The 17,826-nt window shown below is 65.5% G+C and carries 17 protein-coding genes and 1 tRNA gene; 7 read left to right on the top strand and 11 right to left on the bottom strand.

The window, feature by feature from the left end; genetic code table 11:
- Window positions 1-27: 27 nt before the first annotated feature.
- The gene (gene tig / locus PFY01_RS10925) at window positions 28-1,374 is read right to left on the bottom strand and encodes a trigger factor (RefSeq protein WP_271041289.1); all 1,347 of its coding nucleotides are present in this window, start codon (window positions 1,372-1,374) and stop codon (window positions 28-30) included.
- A 191-nt stretch (window positions 1,375-1,565) separates the two neighbouring features.
- On the opposite strand from tig, the gene PFY01_RS10930 reads away from it, so the two are divergent.
- The gene (locus tag PFY01_RS10930; RefSeq protein WP_271041290.1) at window positions 1,566-2,267 is read left to right on the top strand and encodes an MBL fold metallo-hydrolase; all 702 of its coding nucleotides are present in this window, start codon (window positions 1,566-1,568) and stop codon (window positions 2,265-2,267) included.
- Window positions 2,268-2,285: 18 nt separating this feature from the next.
- Here the strand turns inward: PFY01_RS10930 and PFY01_RS10935 are convergent, their stop codons facing one another.
- Window positions 2,286-2,579 (bottom strand): hypothetical protein, encoded by a 294-nt coding sequence (locus PFY01_RS10935; protein WP_052689558.1) that lies wholly within the window; start codon window positions 2,577-2,579, stop codon window positions 2,286-2,288.
- 103 nt (window positions 2,580-2,682) lie between these two features.
- Between PFY01_RS10935 and PFY01_RS10940 the strand changes: the two genes are divergently transcribed.
- Both PFY01_RS10940 and PFY01_RS10945 read left to right on the top strand, forming a co-directional pair.
- Entirely contained in the window at window positions 2,683-2,844 is a 162-nt protein-coding gene (locus tag PFY01_RS10940) for a hypothetical protein (RefSeq protein ID WP_017506186.1), read from the top strand.
- A gap of 116 nt (window positions 2,845-2,960) precedes the next feature.
- Complete coding sequence (locus PFY01_RS10945) at window positions 2,961-3,182, top strand: general stress protein (protein ID WP_039243609.1); 222 nt, start codon at window positions 2,961-2,963, stop codon at window positions 3,180-3,182.
- An 83-nt stretch (window positions 3,183-3,265) separates the two neighbouring features.
- On the opposite strand, the gene egtB is transcribed toward PFY01_RS10945, so the two are convergent.
- From egtB to PFY01_RS10975, 6 genes are all read right to left on the bottom strand, one after another.
- A complete protein-coding gene (gene egtB / locus PFY01_RS10950) occupies window positions 3,266-5,425 on the bottom strand; it encodes an ergothioneine biosynthesis protein EgtB (protein WP_271043053.1) in 2,160 nt (719 codons plus the stop codon).
- Window positions 5,426-5,527: 102 nt separating this feature from the next.
- Entirely contained in the window at window positions 5,528-6,739 is a 1,212-nt protein-coding gene (locus PFY01_RS10955) for an acyl-CoA dehydrogenase family protein (RefSeq protein ID WP_271041291.1), read from the bottom strand.
- Window positions 6,740-6,844: 105 nt separating this feature from the next.
- Window positions 6,845-7,150 carry an SCP2 sterol-binding domain-containing protein gene (locus PFY01_RS10960; RefSeq protein ID WP_017506191.1) on the bottom strand — a complete coding sequence of 102 codons (306 nt, stop codon included), beginning with the start codon at window positions 7,148-7,150 and terminating at the stop codon, window positions 6,845-6,847.
- Between the two features lie 262 nt (window positions 7,151-7,412).
- Complete coding sequence (locus tag PFY01_RS10965; protein WP_271041292.1) at window positions 7,413-7,691, bottom strand: SemiSWEET family sugar transporter; 279 nt, start codon at window positions 7,689-7,691, stop codon at window positions 7,413-7,415.
- Between the two features lie 72 nt (window positions 7,692-7,763).
- Complete coding sequence (locus PFY01_RS10970; protein ID WP_271041293.1) at window positions 7,764-9,257, bottom strand: amidase; 1,494 nt, start codon at window positions 9,255-9,257, stop codon at window positions 7,764-7,766.
- Window positions 9,191-11,440, bottom strand: coding sequence for a S9 family peptidase (locus PFY01_RS10975; RefSeq protein ID WP_271041294.1), 2,250 nt, complete (start codon window positions 11,438-11,440; stop codon window positions 9,191-9,193). Before PFY01_RS10975 ends, PFY01_RS10970 begins: the two co-directional genes overlap by 67 nt.
- A 109-nt stretch (window positions 11,441-11,549) precedes the next feature.
- On the opposite strand from PFY01_RS10975, the gene PFY01_RS10980 reads away from it, so the two are divergent.
- Both PFY01_RS10980 and PFY01_RS10985 read left to right on the top strand, forming a co-directional pair.
- Window positions 11,550-12,365, top strand: coding sequence for a ferredoxin--NADP reductase (locus PFY01_RS10980; RefSeq protein ID WP_271041295.1), 816 nt, complete (start codon window positions 11,550-11,552; stop codon window positions 12,363-12,365).
- A gap of 40 nt (window positions 12,366-12,405) precedes the next feature.
- Window positions 12,406-12,738: a chorismate mutase gene (locus PFY01_RS10985; protein WP_091747140.1), complete on the top strand. Its 333-nt coding sequence runs from the start codon at window positions 12,406-12,408 to the stop codon at window positions 12,736-12,738.
- A gap of 15 nt (window positions 12,739-12,753) precedes the next feature.
- Here the strand turns inward: PFY01_RS10985 and PFY01_RS10990 are convergent, their stop codons facing one another.
- Together PFY01_RS10990 and PFY01_RS10995 are read right to left on the bottom strand one after the other, a co-directional pair.
- Window positions 12,754-13,107 (bottom strand): Hpt domain-containing protein, encoded by a 354-nt coding sequence (locus PFY01_RS10990; RefSeq protein WP_271041296.1) that lies wholly within the window; start codon window positions 13,105-13,107, stop codon window positions 12,754-12,756.
- Window positions 13,107-14,519 (bottom strand): amino acid permease, encoded by a 1,413-nt coding sequence (locus tag PFY01_RS10995; RefSeq protein ID WP_271041297.1) that lies wholly within the window; start codon window positions 14,517-14,519, stop codon window positions 13,107-13,109. Before PFY01_RS10995 ends, PFY01_RS10990 begins: the two co-directional genes overlap by 1 nt.
- Before the next feature lie 154 nt (window positions 14,520-14,673).
- On the opposite strand from PFY01_RS10995, the gene PFY01_RS11000 reads away from it, so the two are divergent.
- Both PFY01_RS11000 and gor read left to right on the top strand, forming a co-directional pair.
- Window positions 14,674-14,749: transfer RNA gene (locus PFY01_RS11000), tRNA-Lys, on the top strand.
- Between the two features lie 88 nt (window positions 14,750-14,837).
- Window positions 14,838-16,220, top strand: a complete 1,383-nt coding sequence (gene gor / locus PFY01_RS11005; protein ID WP_271041298.1) for a glutathione-disulfide reductase — start codon at window positions 14,838-14,840, stop codon at window positions 16,218-16,220.
- A gap of 9 nt (window positions 16,221-16,229) precedes the next feature.
- Here the strand turns inward: gor and PFY01_RS11010 are convergent, their stop codons facing one another.
- On the bottom strand, window positions 16,230-17,750 hold the full coding sequence (locus PFY01_RS11010; protein WP_271041299.1) for a carboxylesterase/lipase family protein: 1,521 nt from the start codon (window positions 17,748-17,750) through the stop codon (window positions 16,230-16,232).
- Between the last annotated feature and the right edge of the window lie 76 nt (window positions 17,751-17,826).

Below are 17,826 nucleotides of genomic sequence, written 5' to 3' on the forward strand. Positions count from 1 at the left end.
GTTACGGTCGTGTAATCGAGCGGAAAATCAGCCCTCGTCCTCATCTTCCTTCAGCAGCTCTGCCTTGGTGATCGGCTTGTCGGTCACGTCGGCGACGCCCACGATCAGGTCGACGACCTTCTCTTCGTAGATGGGCGCGCGCATCTGGGCGGCGGCGTTGGGGTTCTGGCGGTAGAAGTTCAGGACGGCCTGTTCTTGGCCCGGATAGTTGCGGGCTTCCTGCAGGATGGCGGCGTTCAGTTCCTGGTCGGTGACCTGGACGTTGTTGGCGCGACCGATTTCGGCCAGCACCAGGCCCAGACGCACACGGCGTTCGGCGATCTTGCGGTATTCAGCCTTCAGATCTTCGTCCGACTTGGAGGCGTCTTCTTCCGGCAGACGACCAGCGGTCTTGTCAGCCTCGACCTGCTGCCAGATGCCGTCGAACTCGGCGGCCACCATCTTCGGCGGCAGCGGGAAGTCGTGGGCCTCATCCAGCTGGTCCAGCAGGGCGCGCTTCAGCTTGAAACGGGCCGCGCCGGCGTACTGCTGGTCCAGGTTGGACTTCAGCAGTTCCTTCAGCTTGTCCAGCGACTCCAGACCGATGCGCGTGGCGAAATCGTCGTCGATCTTGGATTCGGCTTCCGCCTTGATGGCCTTCACCTTGATGTCGAAGGTGGCCTTCTTGCCGGCCAGATGGGCGGCTTGATAGTTCTCGGGGAAGGTGACCTCGATGGTCTTCTCGTCGCCGACCTTGGCGCCCGTCAGTTGCTCTTCGAAACCGGGGATGAAGCGGCCCGAGCCGATCACCAGGTCCGCGTCCTCGGCGGCGCCGCCTTCGAAGGGCTCGCCGTCCAGCTTGCCCAGGAAGTCGATCGTCAGTTGGTCGCCCTCGGCGGCCTTGACGGTCTTGCCCTTCTTGTCTTCGTAGGTCTTGGCCTGACCGGCCAGTTCCGTCAGGGCCTCGTCCAGATCGGCGTCCGACGCTTCGTAGGTCGGGCGCTCCAGCTTCAGGGTCTTGGGATCGACCGGCTCGAAGTCCGGCATGATTTCCAGCGACATTTCATAGGCCAGGTCTTCCTGACCGGCGATGACCTTGTCCATGTCCGAGGTCAGCTTCATCTCGGCCGGCGCGGCGGGACGGATCTTGGCCTCGTCGAGCGCCTTCTGGCTGGTTTCGTTCAGCTCGGCGTTGATGATCTCGCCCATGAACTCACGGCCGAAGGTCTTCTTGACGTGGGCGACCGGCACCTTGCCCGGACGGAAGCCCTTCAGCTTCACCTGCGGGGCGACTTCCTTGACGCGGGCTTCGAGCTTTTCATTCAGCTCCGCGACGGGAATGGTGACCGCGATCACGCGGCTGAGGCCTTCGTTCGACTTTTCGACGACTTGCATGGTCGGGATTCTGACGCTCTGGGGCGCATGAGCCATCGAGACGGCCGGCGCGGAATGGATAAAGCAAGAAGGCCGCCCCGTGTGGAGCGGCGCCTCGAAGCCCGCCCTTATGTCGAGAAGGGCCCGAAAGGTCAACGCGGGCGTAGTCAGAGCCGGTGGTTTCGCGGCCTTTGCGTGGCTATGTTGACCAAATGAGCCAACCCGCCTCCCCCATCGGCGTCTGCGTCACGCCCGTCACCCCGCTTCAACAGAACTGCACGACCGTCTGGTGCACCGCCACCAACAAGGCCGCCGTGATCGATCCCGGCGGTTCGGTCGATGCGGTCCTGGGCGAGGTTGCGCGACGCGGCCTGACGCTGGATCAGATCTGGATCACCCACGGCCATCTGGATCACGCGGGCGGCGCGGCCGAAATGCAGGAGAAGACCGGCGCCCAGATCACCGGCCCTCAGAAGGCCGACCAGTTCTGGATCGACCGAATCGTGGAGAGCGGCCGGATGTACGGCCTGCCCGACGCCCGCCCCTTCACGCCCGACCGCTGGCTGGAGGATGGCGACACGGTATCGTTGGGGGAAACGATCTGGGAGGTGCGTCACTGCCCCGGCCATACGCCCGGGCACGTCATCTTCTTCAATCGCGCGGCGCGATTCGCTCAGGTCGGCGACGTTCTGTTCAAGGGTTCGGTCGGTCGCACCGACTTCCCGATGAGCGATCCGCCCGCACTGATCCGCTCCGTGATCGAAAACCTTTGGCCGCTGGGCGACGACGTCACCTTTGTGCCGGGCCACGGGCCGATCTCCACCTTTGGTGAAGAGCGACGGACCAATCCGTTCGTGTCTGACGCCGCAATGCGACAGGCCCCGATCCAGCGAGAGCCGTCGGGGCCTGCCTGAGCCTGCTGATCGCGTGGTTTATCGACGCAGGATCATGCCGATGATGACGCCGATGCCCAGTGCATAGAGCGTCGCCTTCATCGGATTGTCCTGAATGTCTTCCTGCACGCGATGAACGCGTCCGGAAATCTTCTCACGCACCAGGCCCGCATCTTCTCTGACGGCCTGACGGACCGACGTGGTCTTGCCAAAGCTGCGGCCCTCGCCTTGGGCAAGAATTGCGTCGGCCTGTCGGTCCAGACGTTGGGTCAGATCATCGTCCTCCAGGACGATGTCGTCGGGTGATGTCGCGCTTATCGGGGTGTTGGTCATCTCGATCTCCGTGGTTCGCTGAACAAACCGGTGTTGCGACCCATGGTTCCTTTTTGAACGCGGGCGATCAGGGTGCGTTGGTTGATCGCACAAGGAGCCGCTCATGACCTATATCGAACCCACTCCGACCACTCCGCAACCCGAGATCCAGCCTGAGCCGGCGCAGCAGCCGGAAATACAGCCTTCAGACACGCCCGATGAAGTTCCGCCGATGGAACCGGATGGTGGCGGCGAAGGTGATTCGCGGCCTTACGGTGCTGGGTAAAGTCAAACTCACGAGCCCTTGAGGATCGCGACAGTAAAACGGAGTTCCCGACGGAACCGTCACCGAGTCACTGGGTTCACTTCAGCAAGCGCAACGGCAGCACTGAAAGGAACACGATGGACAGCCAACCCACACGCCCCTCCGGCGTTTCCAAGCGAGGTTTCGCCTCCATGGATCCCGAACGTCAGCGCGAAATCGCGCGCAAAGGGGGCGCAAGCGTCCCCAGCGAAAAACGCAGCTTCTCCCAAGACCGCAGCCTCGCCGCACAGGCGGGCCGCAAGGGTGGAGAAGCGTCGCACGGAACCAAGAAAGACGCGGACGCCGCCGACGGGCAATAGTCGGCGAAACTCGATACAAACAGGGCGGCCCATCGATCGATGCGCCGCCCTTTTTCTTGTCCGCGATCAGCCGCCCATTCGGCTCAGGCGCGCAGGACCGCCAAGGCCACGCTCGGCGCCGGAGAGGTGTCGATGCGGACGACCGTCCAGCCGGCGGCGGCCGCCATGGTCTGGATCGATCCAGGCGTGAACTTGCGCGAGCTTTCAGTGTGGATCGTCTCGCCGGTCATAAAGCGGAATGTCCGATCTCCGATGCGCGCGGTCGTAGGCGCGATCGCTTGCAGATGCATTTCCATGCGCGAGGCGTCCGGGTTCCACACGGCGCGGTGAACAAAGGCGTCCACGTCGAAATCAGCATCCAGCTCGGTGTTGGCGCGGATCAGAACATTGCGATTGAACGCCGCCGTCACGCCCTGGCTGTCGTCATAGGCGGCGACCAGGATCGCAGGGTCTTTGACCAGATCGACGCCCAAAATGAACAACGCCCCCTCGCCCAGCATCCGACGCGCCGCGGCCAGGAATGCTTCGGCCTCGTCAGGTTGCAGATTGCCGATGGTCGAGCCGGGGAAGAAGCCAATTCGCCGTCCCGACGGCAGGTCTTCGGGCAGCGGCGCCAAATGCTCGAAATCTCCCAGAACCGGCTGCACGCGCAGCTTCGGATAGTCAGCGCGGACGCGAATGGCGGCGTCCATCAGGGCGCTCTCGCTGATGTCGAGGGGGACGTAGGCGCCGAGCTCGGTGGCGGCGTCCAACAGAATCCGCGTCTTCTCGCTGGCGCCGGATCCGAACTCGACCAGCACCGCATCGGGGCCGAAGTCGGCTGTCAGTTCCGCCGCGCGATCGCGCAACAGCGCCATTTCCTGCCGGGTCGGATAGTATTCGGGCAGCAAGGTGATGTCTTCGAACAGACGCGACCCGTCCGCGTCATAGAACCACTTCGGCGGCACGGCCTTTTGCGCACGCGACAGCCCTTCGATCATATCCTTTCGAAAGGCGGCGGTTTGGGCGTCGTCCGCTGCGGCGTCTCGCGCCACGGTCCGATCTTCAGCCAGTCTCAAACCCATGAAGGCCCACCTCTGTTGCGGATAGAAGAAGTTGCGATAGGTGATGCGGTCATGGCCCGGCGGCGTGGCGAAAGATCCGCCTCGCAGCACCATCTGATTGGCCATGAACTTGCCGTTGTATTCGGCGGCGGTGCCCGGCGTCGGCTGAAAACCGGGATAGGGCGCATAGGCGCTGGACGTCCACTGCCACACTTCGCCAGCCAGGTTCGAGAACGCATCAGGCGAAGAGGCGGCGGCATGTTCCCATTCCGCCTCGGACGGCAGTCGCTTGCCGGCCCAACGGGCAAAGGCGTCGGCCTCATAAAAGCTGATGTGGCGAACCGGCGCAGCAGGATCGACAGGTTTACGCCCCGTCAGACCCATCACGGTCCAGTCGCCATCCGCCAAACGCCAATACAGCGGCGCGGTCCAGCCCTCAGCCTTGACCGTCGCCCAGCCGTCCGACAGCCACAGCTCGGAACGCGAATAGCCGCCATCCTGGATGAAGGCGATCCAGTCGCCGTTTGTCACCAGATCCGCAGCCAGAGCGAACGGCTCCAGCCAGACGCGGTGCGACGGCCCCTCATTGTCGAAGGCGAAACCCGATCGGTCGTGGCCGATCGTCACCAGACCGCCTTCGAACGCCACCGTTCCAACGCGCGTGTTTTGAAGCGCCTCGGCTCTGGGCTCAATCTCATAGGCGGCGGGGTCGAGCGGAGAGCGCGACATCAGGTTCAACATATCCATCAGGAAAAGCTCCTGATGCTGCTGGTCGTGGTGCAAGCCCAGCTCGAACAGATAGCGTTGATGGCCGCTGGTCTCGCCCTGTGCCAGCCAGGCGACCATGCGGCGGTCGATCTCTCGGCGATAGGCCAGGACCTCATCGACGGAGGGGCGAGTCATCAGCCCGCGCTGGTCCCGCCTGACCCGCTCGCCCAAAGCCTCATAGTAGGAGTTGAACAGCTGCTGAAAACGCGGATCGACGGGCTGGTATCCGGGATCGGACGACAGGATCATCGCCTCGAAAAACCAACTGGTGTGCGCCAGATGCCATTTCCCTGGGCTGCAATCCGCCATCGACTGAGCTGACAGATCCTCGGCAGACAAACCTTCAGCCAGAGCGATCATGCGCGCGCGAACGGACTTAAACCGCGCCACGTCTGACGCAACCCGCGGGTCGGGCTCGGAGCGCGCATTCATGTCAGCTGTCCCGTCCGACACCAGCCCCAGCGCCTTGTCAGTGCCGAACAAACGCACCAACAAGGCCAAGGTTCCCAAGCACTTGGCGTTCGGGATCACATATCAGCGCATCGGGCGGCCGCCATGTTTGGCGTATTCCAACCGCGCGATGGTGCGATTATGGACTTCGTCCGGGCCGTCGGCGATGCGCAAGGTGCGGACACCCGCGTAAAGCTCGGCCAAAGGCGTGTCGCCCGAGACACCGGCGCCGCCGAACGCCTGAATGGCGTCGTCGATGATCTGCAAAGCCATCTTCGGCGCGGCGACCTTGATCTGGGCGATCTCGGAACGCGCGTTCTTGGCTCCCGCCTGATCCATCATCCAGGCGGCCTTGAGCACCAGCAGGCGGCACATCTCGATGTTGGTGCGAGCCTCCGCGACGCGCTGTTCCCAGACCGAGTGTTCCGCCAACTGCTTCTTGAACGCCGTCCGGCTCAGCAGCCGCCTCACCATCAGTTCCAGCGCCCGCTCGGCTGCGCCTATCGTGCGCATGCAGTGGTGAATACGGCCTGGGCCAAGCCGCCCCTGAGCGATCTCGAAGCCCCTGCCCTCGCCGGCGATCAAGTTCTCGACCGGCACGCGGACATTTTCCAGCACGACCTCGGCGTGGCCGATCGGCTTTTCGTCATAGCCGAACACCGACAGCATCCGCTCGACGCGGAAGCCAGGCGTGTCGGCCGGCACGATGATCTGCGACTGCTGGGCGTGGGATGCGGCGTCCGGATCCGTCTTGCCCATGACGATGGTCACGGCCAAATTCGGATGGCCCATATTGGTCGACCACCACTTGCGGCCGTTGATGACATAGTGGTCGCCGTCCCGCTCGATCCGGGTCTGGATGTTGGTGGCGTCGGATGAGGCGACTTCAGGCTCGGTCATCAGGAAGGCCGAACGGATTTCGCCGGCCATCAGGGGCTTCAGCCAGCGCGCCTGCTGTTCGGCGTTCCCGTACATATGGAGCACCTCCATATTGCCGGTGTCGGGGGCGTTGCAGTTGAACACCTCGGCCGACCACAGATGCCGCCCCATCATCTCGGCCAGCGGCGCGTATTCCAGATTGGTCAGACCCGCCCCGTGTTCGCCGGGCAGGAACATATTCCACAGTCCGGCTTCCTTCGCGGCCGCCTTCATCGTCTCCATGACCGGCGGCTGACGGTTCGAATCCTCGCGCACCTGGGCGAAATATTCGGCTTCGCGCGGGATGACCTGCTCGTCCAGGAAGCGACGGACGCGGGCGTGCCAATCCAGGGCGCGGTCGGAATGTTTGAAGTCCATGTCGTTTCCTCTTTCCCGTTCGCGTCTCTGCCGGACGCTCGATACGAAAACGGCGCGGTCCCTGGTCGGGAGCCGCGCCGCCATAGCTGGTCGTTCAGACCGGCATCAGCGCTTCAGCAGCGGAGCCAGTTTCTGGGCGATCATCATGTCGCCGGCGATCTTCAGCTTGCCCTGCATGAAGGCCATCATCGGGTCCAGCTTGCCTTCCGACAGGGCCATGAAGTCATCCCACTTCATCGAGACGGTGGCGTCGGCTGGCTTGTCTTCGTTGGTGACCGTATTGGGCGTGGAGGCGCCATCGATGTAGATCTTGCCCTCGTCGCCGAGGTCGAGCTTGACGGTCTTGCCGAGGCCGGAGTTGTCGCCGACGGCGCCGCGGATGTGTTCGGTGACTTGTGCGAGATCGGGCATTGGGGGCGTCTCCCTGTTGGACGTTGTGAACTACGGGTTAGCCCGCATCGGCGGGGGCGCCAAGATCACGTCGGGGAAAGCTCGGTCACTTCTCGTCAGCGGATCTGGAAAACAGGCTGGCTGCGCCTAGCGCGACCATGAAGAAGGCAAACGCCGTCACGATAGCGGCGACGAAGGGAACAGCGGATTGCGGCATTGGAAATCTCCTCTGCCCCCGCTCTGCGCCCCATCGCGCCAGCGCGCCTTGATCAGGATCAAACCGCTATTTGTCGGGATCGCCGTCGCGGAACCGCCACTTCATCACAAGCACGCCGGACGCCATCACCAGCGCGCAGGCGTTGGCGACCGTGACAGGCCAGGCCTGCGTCATGACGCCATAGACGACCCACAGCACGAAACAGGTCACCGTCAGTGAGTAGGTCTTCAAGCTGACCGACGACGCGTCGCGCTCCTTCCAGATCTTGACCGCCTGAGGCGCGAAGCTGGTGATCGAGCAGATCGCAGCCGCTGAGCCGACGATATTGCCGATCAGGTCGCTCATGCCGCGATCGTCGACATGACGTTGAGGCTAGATCTGCACATGCCGCACTCTCAGCGGCCGCCCCAAAGGATGTCAGCGTCGGACGCCAGGCGGCGGCCGTCTGGCCTGGGTCACCTGTTCGAAGGCGTAACCCAGCGAAAGGATGCGCGCATCGTCCCACTTCCCGCCGAGGAAGCTGATTCCCACCGGCATTCCCCGATCGAAGCCCATCGGCACGGTCAGGTGCGGATAGCCGGCGACGGCGGCCAGCTGGCTGGCCGATCCCTGCATGTCGTCGTCGTCCTTGGAATCGTTGGTCCAGGCGCGCGACGTGGTGGGCGCGATCAGGGCGATGACGCCATTCTCCCTCATCAGTCGATCGATGCCCTCCGGCCCCGCAAGTCTGAGCGAGTTCGCGCGCGCCTCCAGATAGTCGGCGTCGGTCAAATCGCCCATCGCCTGGGCGCGCTCAAAGATGTCCTGACCGAACAGCACCGTCTCGCGCGGTTCGGCGGCGTTGAAGGCGATGACGTCGGCCAGGTTGCGGGTGCGGACCTGCTGCGGGTCGGTCGAGGCCAGATAGACGTTCAGATCGTGCTTCAGCTCATAGAGCAGCACCTTGAACTCGGCCGCGCCTATGACCCGGCCATCCGGTCCCTCGGGCAGATCGACCAGGACGGCGCCGGCATCGCGCAGGGCCTTCAGGTTCTGCTCGAACACCGCCTGGGTTTCTGGCGAGTAGCCTTTCAGGAACCGCATCACCCCGATCCGCGCGCCGCGCAGCGCATTGACGTCCAGCCCGGCGGCGTAGTCGACCTTGCGCGCATCGGCCTCGACCGTCGCCGGATCGGCCGGATCGGACCCGGCGATGACCGTCAGCACCCTGGCCGCATCCCTGACGGTCGTCGCCATCGGCCCGGCGGTGTCCTGCGAATGGCTGATCGGCACGATGTGGGTGCGCGAGACCAGGCCCACGGTCGGCTTGAACCCGACCACGCCGTTGACCGACGCCGGGCAGGTGATCGACCCGTCCGTCTCCGTTCCAATGGCGACGGGCGTCAGCCCCAGCGCCACCGCCGCCCCGCTGCCGGACGACGATCCACAAGGCGTGCGCGCGGGATCATAGGGGTTCAGCGTCTGGCCGCCGACGGCGCTCCAGCCGCTGATCGAGTCCGACGAGCGGATATTGGCCCACTCCGACAGGTTGGTCTTTCCGACGATCACGGCCCCGGCGGCGCGCAGTCGCCCGACCAGCGGCGCGTCCCGTCCCGGCGCATTGTTCGCCAGCGCCAACGACCCGGCGGTGGTCGGCATGTCCGCCGTCTCGATATTGTCCTTCAGCAGTATCGGCATGCCGGAAATCGCCGACACGCCCCGGCTGGGTGATGTCGCGGTCCAGACCAGCACCGAATGGGCGCTGTCATTGGCTCGCCCCGCCGCGACCACGGCGGATGCAGTTGGATAAGCGCCCTGCCCGGTCGCGCAGCCCGCAAGGGCCAGCGCGACCGCAGCCGCCGGAATCAATCGGCCTTGGGTTCGGCCCGCTTGCCGATCGTGCGGTCCAGGAAGTCGAGATAGGTGCGCCATTGTTGCAGTTGCCTCGGATCGCCGCGGACGCCGTGCCGCTGGCCGGGATAGAGCATCATCTCGAACGGCACGCTCTTGGCCTGCAAGGCGTCGATGACGCGCGTCGCATTGCCGAAGATGACGTTGTCGTCGGCCATGCCGTGCAGCAGCAGCAGCCGCCCCGTCATGTCATCCAGTCGCGGCAGGACGTCGGTGGCGGCATAGCCTTCCGGATTGGCCTGGGGCGTGGACATATACCGTTCGGTATAGTGGGTGTCGTACAGGCTCCATTCCGTCGGCGCCGCGCCCGCCAGCGCCGAGGCCAGGCCGGCGTCCTTGTCGGTCAGGGTCAGCAGGCTGAGGAAGCCGCCGAAGCTCCAGCCCATCACCGCGATATGGTCGGCATCGACGTAAGGCAGGGTCTTCAGCCATTGCGCGGCCTGGGCCTGATCCTCGACGGCCGGAATGCCCAGACGGCGATAGATGCTGGTCTCGAACGCCTGCGACCGATCACCCTCTCCGCGATTGTCGACGCGGAAAACGATGTAGCCCGCCTCGGTCAGCAGTTGGTTGGTCAGGGGCTGCCAGCTCTTCTGCACGCCCGCCCCGGTGCCGGGGCCGCCATAGACCTGCATCACCACCGGATACTTCTTGGACAGATCGAAATCGGGCGGCGTGGTCATGCGCCAGACCAGGGTCTGGCCGTGGCTCTGCATCGTGCCGAACTCAGGGGCGCGCAGGCGCGAGACGTACGGGGCGAACGGATGGCTGGCGTCGAGCTTGTTCTCTTCGATCCAGCGTACGCGCGTGCCGTCAATGCGGTATAGCGCCGACTGCGTCGGGGTCGCCGGGTCCGAATAGTTGCCGACATAGGCCGTCGCCGGCGCGTTCACGGACACCGTCCACCAGCCGCCGCCCGGCGTCACCGCGACAGGATCGACCGTGCGGTTCAGATTGGCGCGGAACATCTGCTGCTCGATCGGCAGTTCCTTGCCATCGCGCATCGAGGCGGTGAAATAGACGTCGCCGGTCTGCTCGTTGACGCCGTCCAGGTGCTTGACCGGATAATCGCCGCGCGTGATGGCCCGCAGGCGACGCCCGTTGCGGTCGTACAGATACAGGTGCCGCCAGCCCGAATCCTCATTGGACCAGATGAACCGGCCGTCAGACAGGACGCGGAAGTCGTCGTTCAGATCGACCCAGGCCTGCGCCTTCTGGCTCAGGATCACGCGTGACGCGCCGGTCGTCGGATCGACGCTCAGCAGGTCCAGTGTCTTCTGGTCGCGCGATTGACGCTGGACATACAGGGTCTTGCCATCGCCGGACCAGTTCACCCGCGCCAGATAGATGTCGGTGTTGGATCCCAGGTCCACCTTGACCCGTCCGCCGCCCTGCAGGTCGCGCACGTACAGTTCGACCACCGCATTGGGTCGCCCCGCGCGAGGATAGCGCTGCTCGACCATCGTCGCGCCGTCGCCGGTGATCTCGAAGCGCGGCACGATATCGACCGGGCTTTCGTCCACGCGCGTCATGGCGATGTAGCGCTCGTCGGGGCTCCACCAGTATCCGGTGTCGCGATCCATCTCCTCCTGGGCGATGAACTCGGCCGTGGCCCAGGTGATCAGACCCGCGCCGTCGTCGGTGATCGGCGTCTCCTTGCCGCTCGCCAGATCATAGACGACCAGATTCTGATCGCGGACATAGGAGACATAGCTGCCCTTCGGCGACACCTTGGCGTCGATCTCGTCAGCCGGCGTCTCGGTCAGGCGGCGCACCTTGCCGTCCGCCCGGTTCGCCAGGAAGATGTCGCCTTCCAGCGGCGCCAGGATGTAGCGGCCCTGCTGGTCCCACGAATATTCGACCACGCCGCGCGCGCTGATCCGCATCCGCTCGCGCCGGGCCTTTTCGGCCTCCGACAGTTCGCCGGCGTCGGGCACCAGCGCCCGTGCGTCGATCAGCTTGTAGGGCTCTCCCTCGCCCGTCGGCGCGGCCCACAGGTCCTGCACATCCACATTGTCCTCGCGCGAGCGCAGGAAGGCGACCAACTGGCCGTCCGGCGACAGGCTGACCCCCTTGGCCACCGGCCCGTTCAGGCTGGGGCTGGAAAAGACCCGCTCGGGCGTCAGGATGTTGGAGGGCGTCTCCTGCGCAAGGGCCGAACTGGCGGACAGGAGGATGGTCGAGGCGAGAAGAAGGGTGCGCATGGGTCGGGACGCTAGCGGTGCTTCTGCAAGCCGTCACGAGGAAATGTCGTCGCCGGGTGAAAGGCTTGTCCTTCCCTGCGAGGGGTTCTCAGATTAGAGAGACGGCACGATGACAGACGCCGCCCTCTCCCCCGCCCCCGTGAAAGCCAGTCCGTTTAACGAGCTGGAGGTTCTGTGGGTGCGCCACTGGACCGACAGCCTGTTCAGCTTCGGCGTCAAACGGCCCGAGGACTTCCGCTTCCGCTCGGGCGAGTTCGTGATGATCGGCCTGCCGGGCGAAGATGGCGGAAAGCCCGTCCTGCGCGCCTATTCCATCGCCAGCCCCTGCTGGGCCGAGGAGTTGGAGTTCTTCTCCATCAAGGTCGCCGACGGCCCCCTGACCTCGCGCCTGCAGAAGATCCAGCCCGGCGACACCGTCCTGATGGGCAAGAAGCCGACCGGCACCCTGGTCCTGGACGCCCTGACCGGCGGCGAGCGCCTGTTCCTGATCGGCACGGGAACGGGTCTTGCGCCCTGGCTCAGCGTCGCGCGAGACCCAGAGACCTATTCCCGCTTCGGCCATGTCTATGTGATCCACACGGTCCGCAGCGTCGCCGACCTGGCCTATCGCGACTTCTTCACGCGGGAAATTCACGACGACCCCCTGATCGGCGACGAGGCCAAGGCCCAGCTGACCTATTACCCCACCGTGACCCGTGAGGATTTCCAAACCCCCGGCCGGATCACCGACCGCATCAAGTCCGGCGACTTCTTCCGCGACCTGGGCCTGCCCGAGGGCTTCAACCCCGCCCGCGACCGCGCCATGCTGTGCGGCTCCATGGCCATGATCAAGGAAGCCGGCGAACTGCTGGAGACCTATGGGCTGAAGGAAGGCTCCAACGCCGAACCGGCGGACTATGTGCTGGAGCGGGCCTTCGTCGGTTGACGGCCTTGGCTTGGGCGGCCTGACCCGCTAACCCGACGCCATGTCAAAGCCTGCCCTAGTCGCCGTCGACGCGCGCGTCGATCCCGCCGAATGCCAGTCGATGGCCGAGGTCCGCCAGGGCGTCGACGCCCTGGACCGCGCCCTGGTCGCCCTGCTGGCCGAGCGCCAGCGCTACATGGACGCCGCCGCCCGCATCAAACCCGACCGCGACGCCGTCTTCGACCAGGCCCGGATCGACGACGTGGTCGCCAAGGTTCTGGTCTCGGCCGAGGCCCACGATCTGTCGCCCGACATCGCCGAACCCGTCTGGCGCCTGCTCATCGACCGCTGCATCGCCCACGAGTTCGCGACCTACGACCGCACGCGCAGCTGAACGCGACAAGCCCGACTAGGTCTTGAGGCTTCTCAGCATGATTTCGTGCCGATAGGCCGCGACATCAGCCAAGGCCGTCGCCAGCGCATCGCGCACCCGCTCAACCGCCGGCGCGGCCAGCTTCTGATCCACCGCTTCCGCCTCGGCGCAGATCGCCGCCAGGTCTCGCGCGCCGATGCCCGCCGCCGCGCCTCGGATCGTATGGACCCCGTCGCGCCAGCCCTCGACCTTGGGATCCAGCATGACGGACCACAGGCCGGCCTGATTGACGAACAGGCCCAGCACCTCCTCATTGATGGCGTCGTCCCCGCCCGTCATGCCGTTCAGCACGGCGAAATCGACGGCGCCCGTCAGATCGCGCAACGCCATCAGGCCGCCGTCTCCTCGCCCTTGGCAAGGCGGGAGTTCCGCGAGGACCACAGCAGATAGATCGCCACGCCGACCACGTTCCAGACCACGAAGCCGATCTGCGTCACCGGCTTCAGGCTCAGGAAGAAGACCAGGCAGCCGATCACGCTGACCGCTCCAACCACCGGCCACAGCGGCGCCTTGAACACCCGCTTGCGACCCGGCTCGCGGATGCGCAGTACGATCAGGCAAACCCCGACCGAGCAGAAGGCCGCCAGCGTCCCGGCGTTGGCCAGAGACGCCAGTTCGTCCAGCGGCAGCAGCCCCGCCAGGATCGCCACGACGATGGCGGTGAACACGGTCACCACCGCCGGCACGCCCCGGCTCGACACCTTGGCCAGGCGGCGCGGCAACAGGCCGTCGCGCGCCATGCCCAGGAAGATGCGGCTCTGGCCGAACAGGAAGGCCAGCAGGACAGTCGGAAGCGCGATCACCGCCGCCGCCGCAATCCACTGGGCCGCCGTCCCCTGTCCCATCTGGCGCAGGATCAGGGCCAGCGGCTCGGGACTGCTGGCGAAGGTTGCCACCGGCCGCGCACCGATGGCCGCGGCCGCGACGACCAGATACAGCGCCGTGCAGATGAGCATGGAGCCGACGATGCCGATGGCCAGGTCACGCTCGGGCTTCTTGGTCTCTTCCGCCGCCGTCGAAATGGCGTCGAAACCATAGAAGGCGAAGAAGATGATCGCCGCCGCCGCCATCACCCCCGTCTGGACGAATGGCGCGCCGAACCCATTGGGCATGAAGGGCGTGAAATGCTCGGGCTTGAAGGCCGGCAGGGCGATGGCCACGAACACCACCAGCGCCGCGATCTTGATCAGGACCAGCACCGCGTTCAGTGTCGCGCTTTCCTTGGTGCCCAGCAGAAGCAGGCCCGTCACCACCCCGATGATGGCCACGGCCGGCAGGTTGATGATGCCCCCCGCATGCGGCCCGGCGACCAGCGCCGTCGGCAGATCGATCCCCAGCCCGCTCAAAAAACCGACCGCATAGCCGGACCAGCCCACCGCCACGGCGCTGACGACTAGCGAATATTCCAGGATCAGGCTCCACCCCACGACCCAGGCGATCAGCTCGCCCAACACGGCGTAGGAATAGGTGTAGGCGCTGCCCGCCGTCGGCATCATGGTCGACAGCTCGGCATAGGCAAGAGCCGCGCAGGCGCAGACCAGTCCCGCAAGGCCAAAGCTGATCAACACGGCCGGGCCCGCCAACCCCGCCCCGACCCCGATCAGCGTCAGGATGCCGGTGCCGACGATGGCCCCCACGCCCAGGGCCAGCAGGTGTGGCCAGCTCAACGTCGGCTTCAGCCGCGGTCCGTCGTGCGGCGCCATCATGGTGTCGATCGATCGACGCCGGTTCCAGAAGGCCATGATGCTCGCTCCCCCGCCGCTTGCCGCGACTGATTCCACGGGGACCATACTCCGTCGCAGAAAGTTTGCGAAAGCGCTTGCCAACCCCCGAACCGCTGGGTAGTAGGAGCGCCCTTCGGCAAGGCCTCGCCTCCGAAGACGCAGACGATCGGTCGGGTGATTAGCTCAGTTGGTAGAGCAGCTGACTCTTAATCAGCGGGTCGTAGGTTCGAACCCTACATCACCCACCATCGTCTTCCTCTAGCTTCCCAACAGCCTCTTGGATTTCGCGCGGCGTGGCTTAAATGCCGATGCCTGCCGCTGAACGGAATCCGACCTATGGCCGACTACGACTACGACCTTTTCGTCATCGGCGCCGGTTCGGGCGGGGTGCGGGCGGCGCGGCTGACGGCGCTGGATGGCAAGAAGGTCGCGGTCGCCGAGGAATATCGGGTCGGCGGCACCTGCGTCATCCGTGGCTGCGTGCCTAAGAAGTTCATGGTCATGGCGTCCGAGGTCAGCCACGCGCTCGAGATCGCCGAGGGCTACGGCTGGTCGTTCGACAATGCGAAGTTCGACTGGCCCACCTTCCTTGAAGCCAAGGATGTCGAGATCGCGCGCCTGTCCGGGATTTATGCCGCCAATCTGGGCAAGGCCGGGGTCGAACTGGTCCACGGCCGCGCGGTTCTGCAAGACGCCCACACGGTCGAGATCGTCGGCAAGGATCGCACAATCACCGCCGAGAAAATCCTGATCGCCACGGGCGGCCGCCCCTGGAAGCCGGACGAACTGCCGGGGATCGAGCACGCCATCACGTCCGAAGAAGCCTTCCACCTTCCGGAACTGCCCAAGCGTATCCTGATCGCAGGCGGCGGCTATATCGCGGTGGAGTTCGCCGGCATCTTCGCGGGGCTGGGCGTGGAGACAACCCTGATCTATCGCGGCCCCAACATCCTGCGCGGCTTCGACGACGATGTGCGCGCGCACCTGGCCGGAGAGATCGAAAAGCGCGGCATCAAGGTCATTCTGGGCTGCCAGCACGAGAAGATCGAAAAGACTGACACCGGTCTGGTCAACCACCTCGAAAACGGCATGAAGCTGGAGACGGACGTCGTCATGTTCGCCACCGGCCGCATCCCTTACGTCAAGGATCTGGGATTGGAGAGCGCAGGGGTCGATCTGAATGAGGCCGGCGCCATCAAGGTCGATCCCCATTCCAGGACGACGGCGGACAACATCTGGGCCATCGGCGACGTCACCGACCGGATGAACCTGACGCCCGTCGCCATCCGCGAAGCCGTCGCCTTCCATCAGACGGTCTATCGCGACAATCCCCAGCACTTCGACTACGAGGCCGTGGCCACCGCCGTCTTCAGCCAGCCGCCGGTCGGGGTCGTGGGCCTCAGCGAGGCCGAGGCACGTCGCTCCTGCTCCAACGGCGTCGATGTCTATGTCACCCGGTTCCGGCCGATGAAATACGCCTTCACCGGCTCGGATGAGCGGGTGCTGATGAAGCTGGTGGTCGATGCCGACAGCCAGCGGGTGGTCGGCGTCCATATCGTCGGCCCCGACAGCCCCGAGATGATTCAGTTGGCCGCCATCGCGGTAAAAGCCGGCTTGACCAAGGCGCAGTGGGACGCCACTTGCGCCGTCCACCCGACCATGGCGGAAGAGCTGGTCACGCTGAAGGAGAAGCAGTCGGGCGCGACCTCGGCCGGCTGACGCTTGCCCTCAGGGCCTGGGCCGCTCGCGGAACCGTTCCAGCAGGTCTAGCCTGGCGCTGAAGGGCACGGGCGTCACGGCCGGTCCCCGATTGCCGAAGTTCATCAGCCGGGTGTCCACACGGGTAGCCGCAGACCAGCGCGGCCGCCCGACGCCGTTGGGATCGCCCGAGCGCGCGAAGGCGGTCCAGTAGCCCATCATGGCCTCCGACGCCTTCCGGTCCCGATCCTCGACCGGATACGGCAGGGTGTTCAACGTGCCGAACACATAGGGCCGCTCGATCGCATGGGTCGCGCCGCCATGCGGCTCCGGATTCTGCGGCGACGAGATATCGAACCGATAGAGCCAGGCCGGATGGCCCGCCTTGGCATGCAGCCGCGCCAGCATCCGGGCCGGCTCGGAGAACACCAGATCCGTGATCGCCAGCTTGTCGAACGCCTCCAGCCCGCCATAGGCCTGGACGGCGTCGGCGCGCTCGAGCCAAGTCATGTCGTCGTCGATCTGACCATAGCCGTTGCGATCCGTGGGCCGCATCCACCAGAACTCGGCGCTGTTGCTGCCGATGATGAAGGGCACCGGGGCCTGACGCCCCGCCTTGAAGGCCGCCTCTACCGTGGACGGCACGACCCGCCCGTCGATCAGCGTCAGGTCGCCGTTGGCGAAGACCGGAGGCGGCGTCAGGAACAGATCGGCCGGCGCCGCGCGCAAATCCGCCGCCGTTCGCAATCCCGCGCCATAGGCCCAGACCTCGCCGCGCTCCCGCGCGGAGGGCGCGCCATAGGCGCCCTTACGGTCCAGCGGCGTCTGCAACTCCCGCCCCAGGCCGGACTGAACGATCGCCCGATCGAACAGACCGCGCGCCGGCGGAGAAATCATCAGCCGCGTGACGATAGCCCCGCCCGCCGATTCGCCGAAGATGGTCACGTTCCTGGGGTCGCCGCCAAAGGCCGCGATATTGGCGCGCACCCATTTCAGCGCCGCCGTCACGTCCATCAGACCGTAGTTGCCAGCCGCCTCGCCTGCCGGCCGCTCGGCCGCCAGCGCCGGATGATCGAAGAAGCCCAGCCGCCCCAGTCGATAGTTCAGCGTCACCACGACCATGCCGCGCTTGGCCAGGTTCGTTCCGTCATACAGCGGCGCGGTTCCCGACCCGTTCACCAGGCCGCCGCCGTGGATCCAGACCATGACCGGCGCGGGCTGAGCCGCGCTGATGGGCCGCCAGACATTCAGGTTCAGACAGTCCTCGCTCATCGGCAAGGGACCGACGCCGGGGTCGCCGTTCGGGGGCGCCTGGATGCACAGCGGACCGTAGGCCGAGGCGTCGCGCTGGCCCTGCCAGGTCGGCGCGGGACCGGGCGGTCGCCAACGCCGCTCCGCCGTCGGCGGCGCGGCATAGGGAATGTTCTTGAACGCCGCCACATCGGCATCCGCGCGTCCGTTCAGGACGCCTTGCTGAATGCGGACGGTAGGCTGGTCGGCTGCGGGCGCCATCATGAGCGAGAGGGTGGCGAAAACGCCGGCGATTGTCATGCGCACTGATTAGCAAATTACAGCGGCGCGCCAATCATCTTGCGATCACAGATCACGACACACGGTGAGAGAACCG

This window comes from Brevundimonas vesicularis, from assembly GCF_027886425.1.
In the GTDB taxonomy this organism is placed as follows: Bacteria; Pseudomonadota; Alphaproteobacteria; order Caulobacterales; family Caulobacteraceae; genus Brevundimonas; species Brevundimonas vesicularis_C.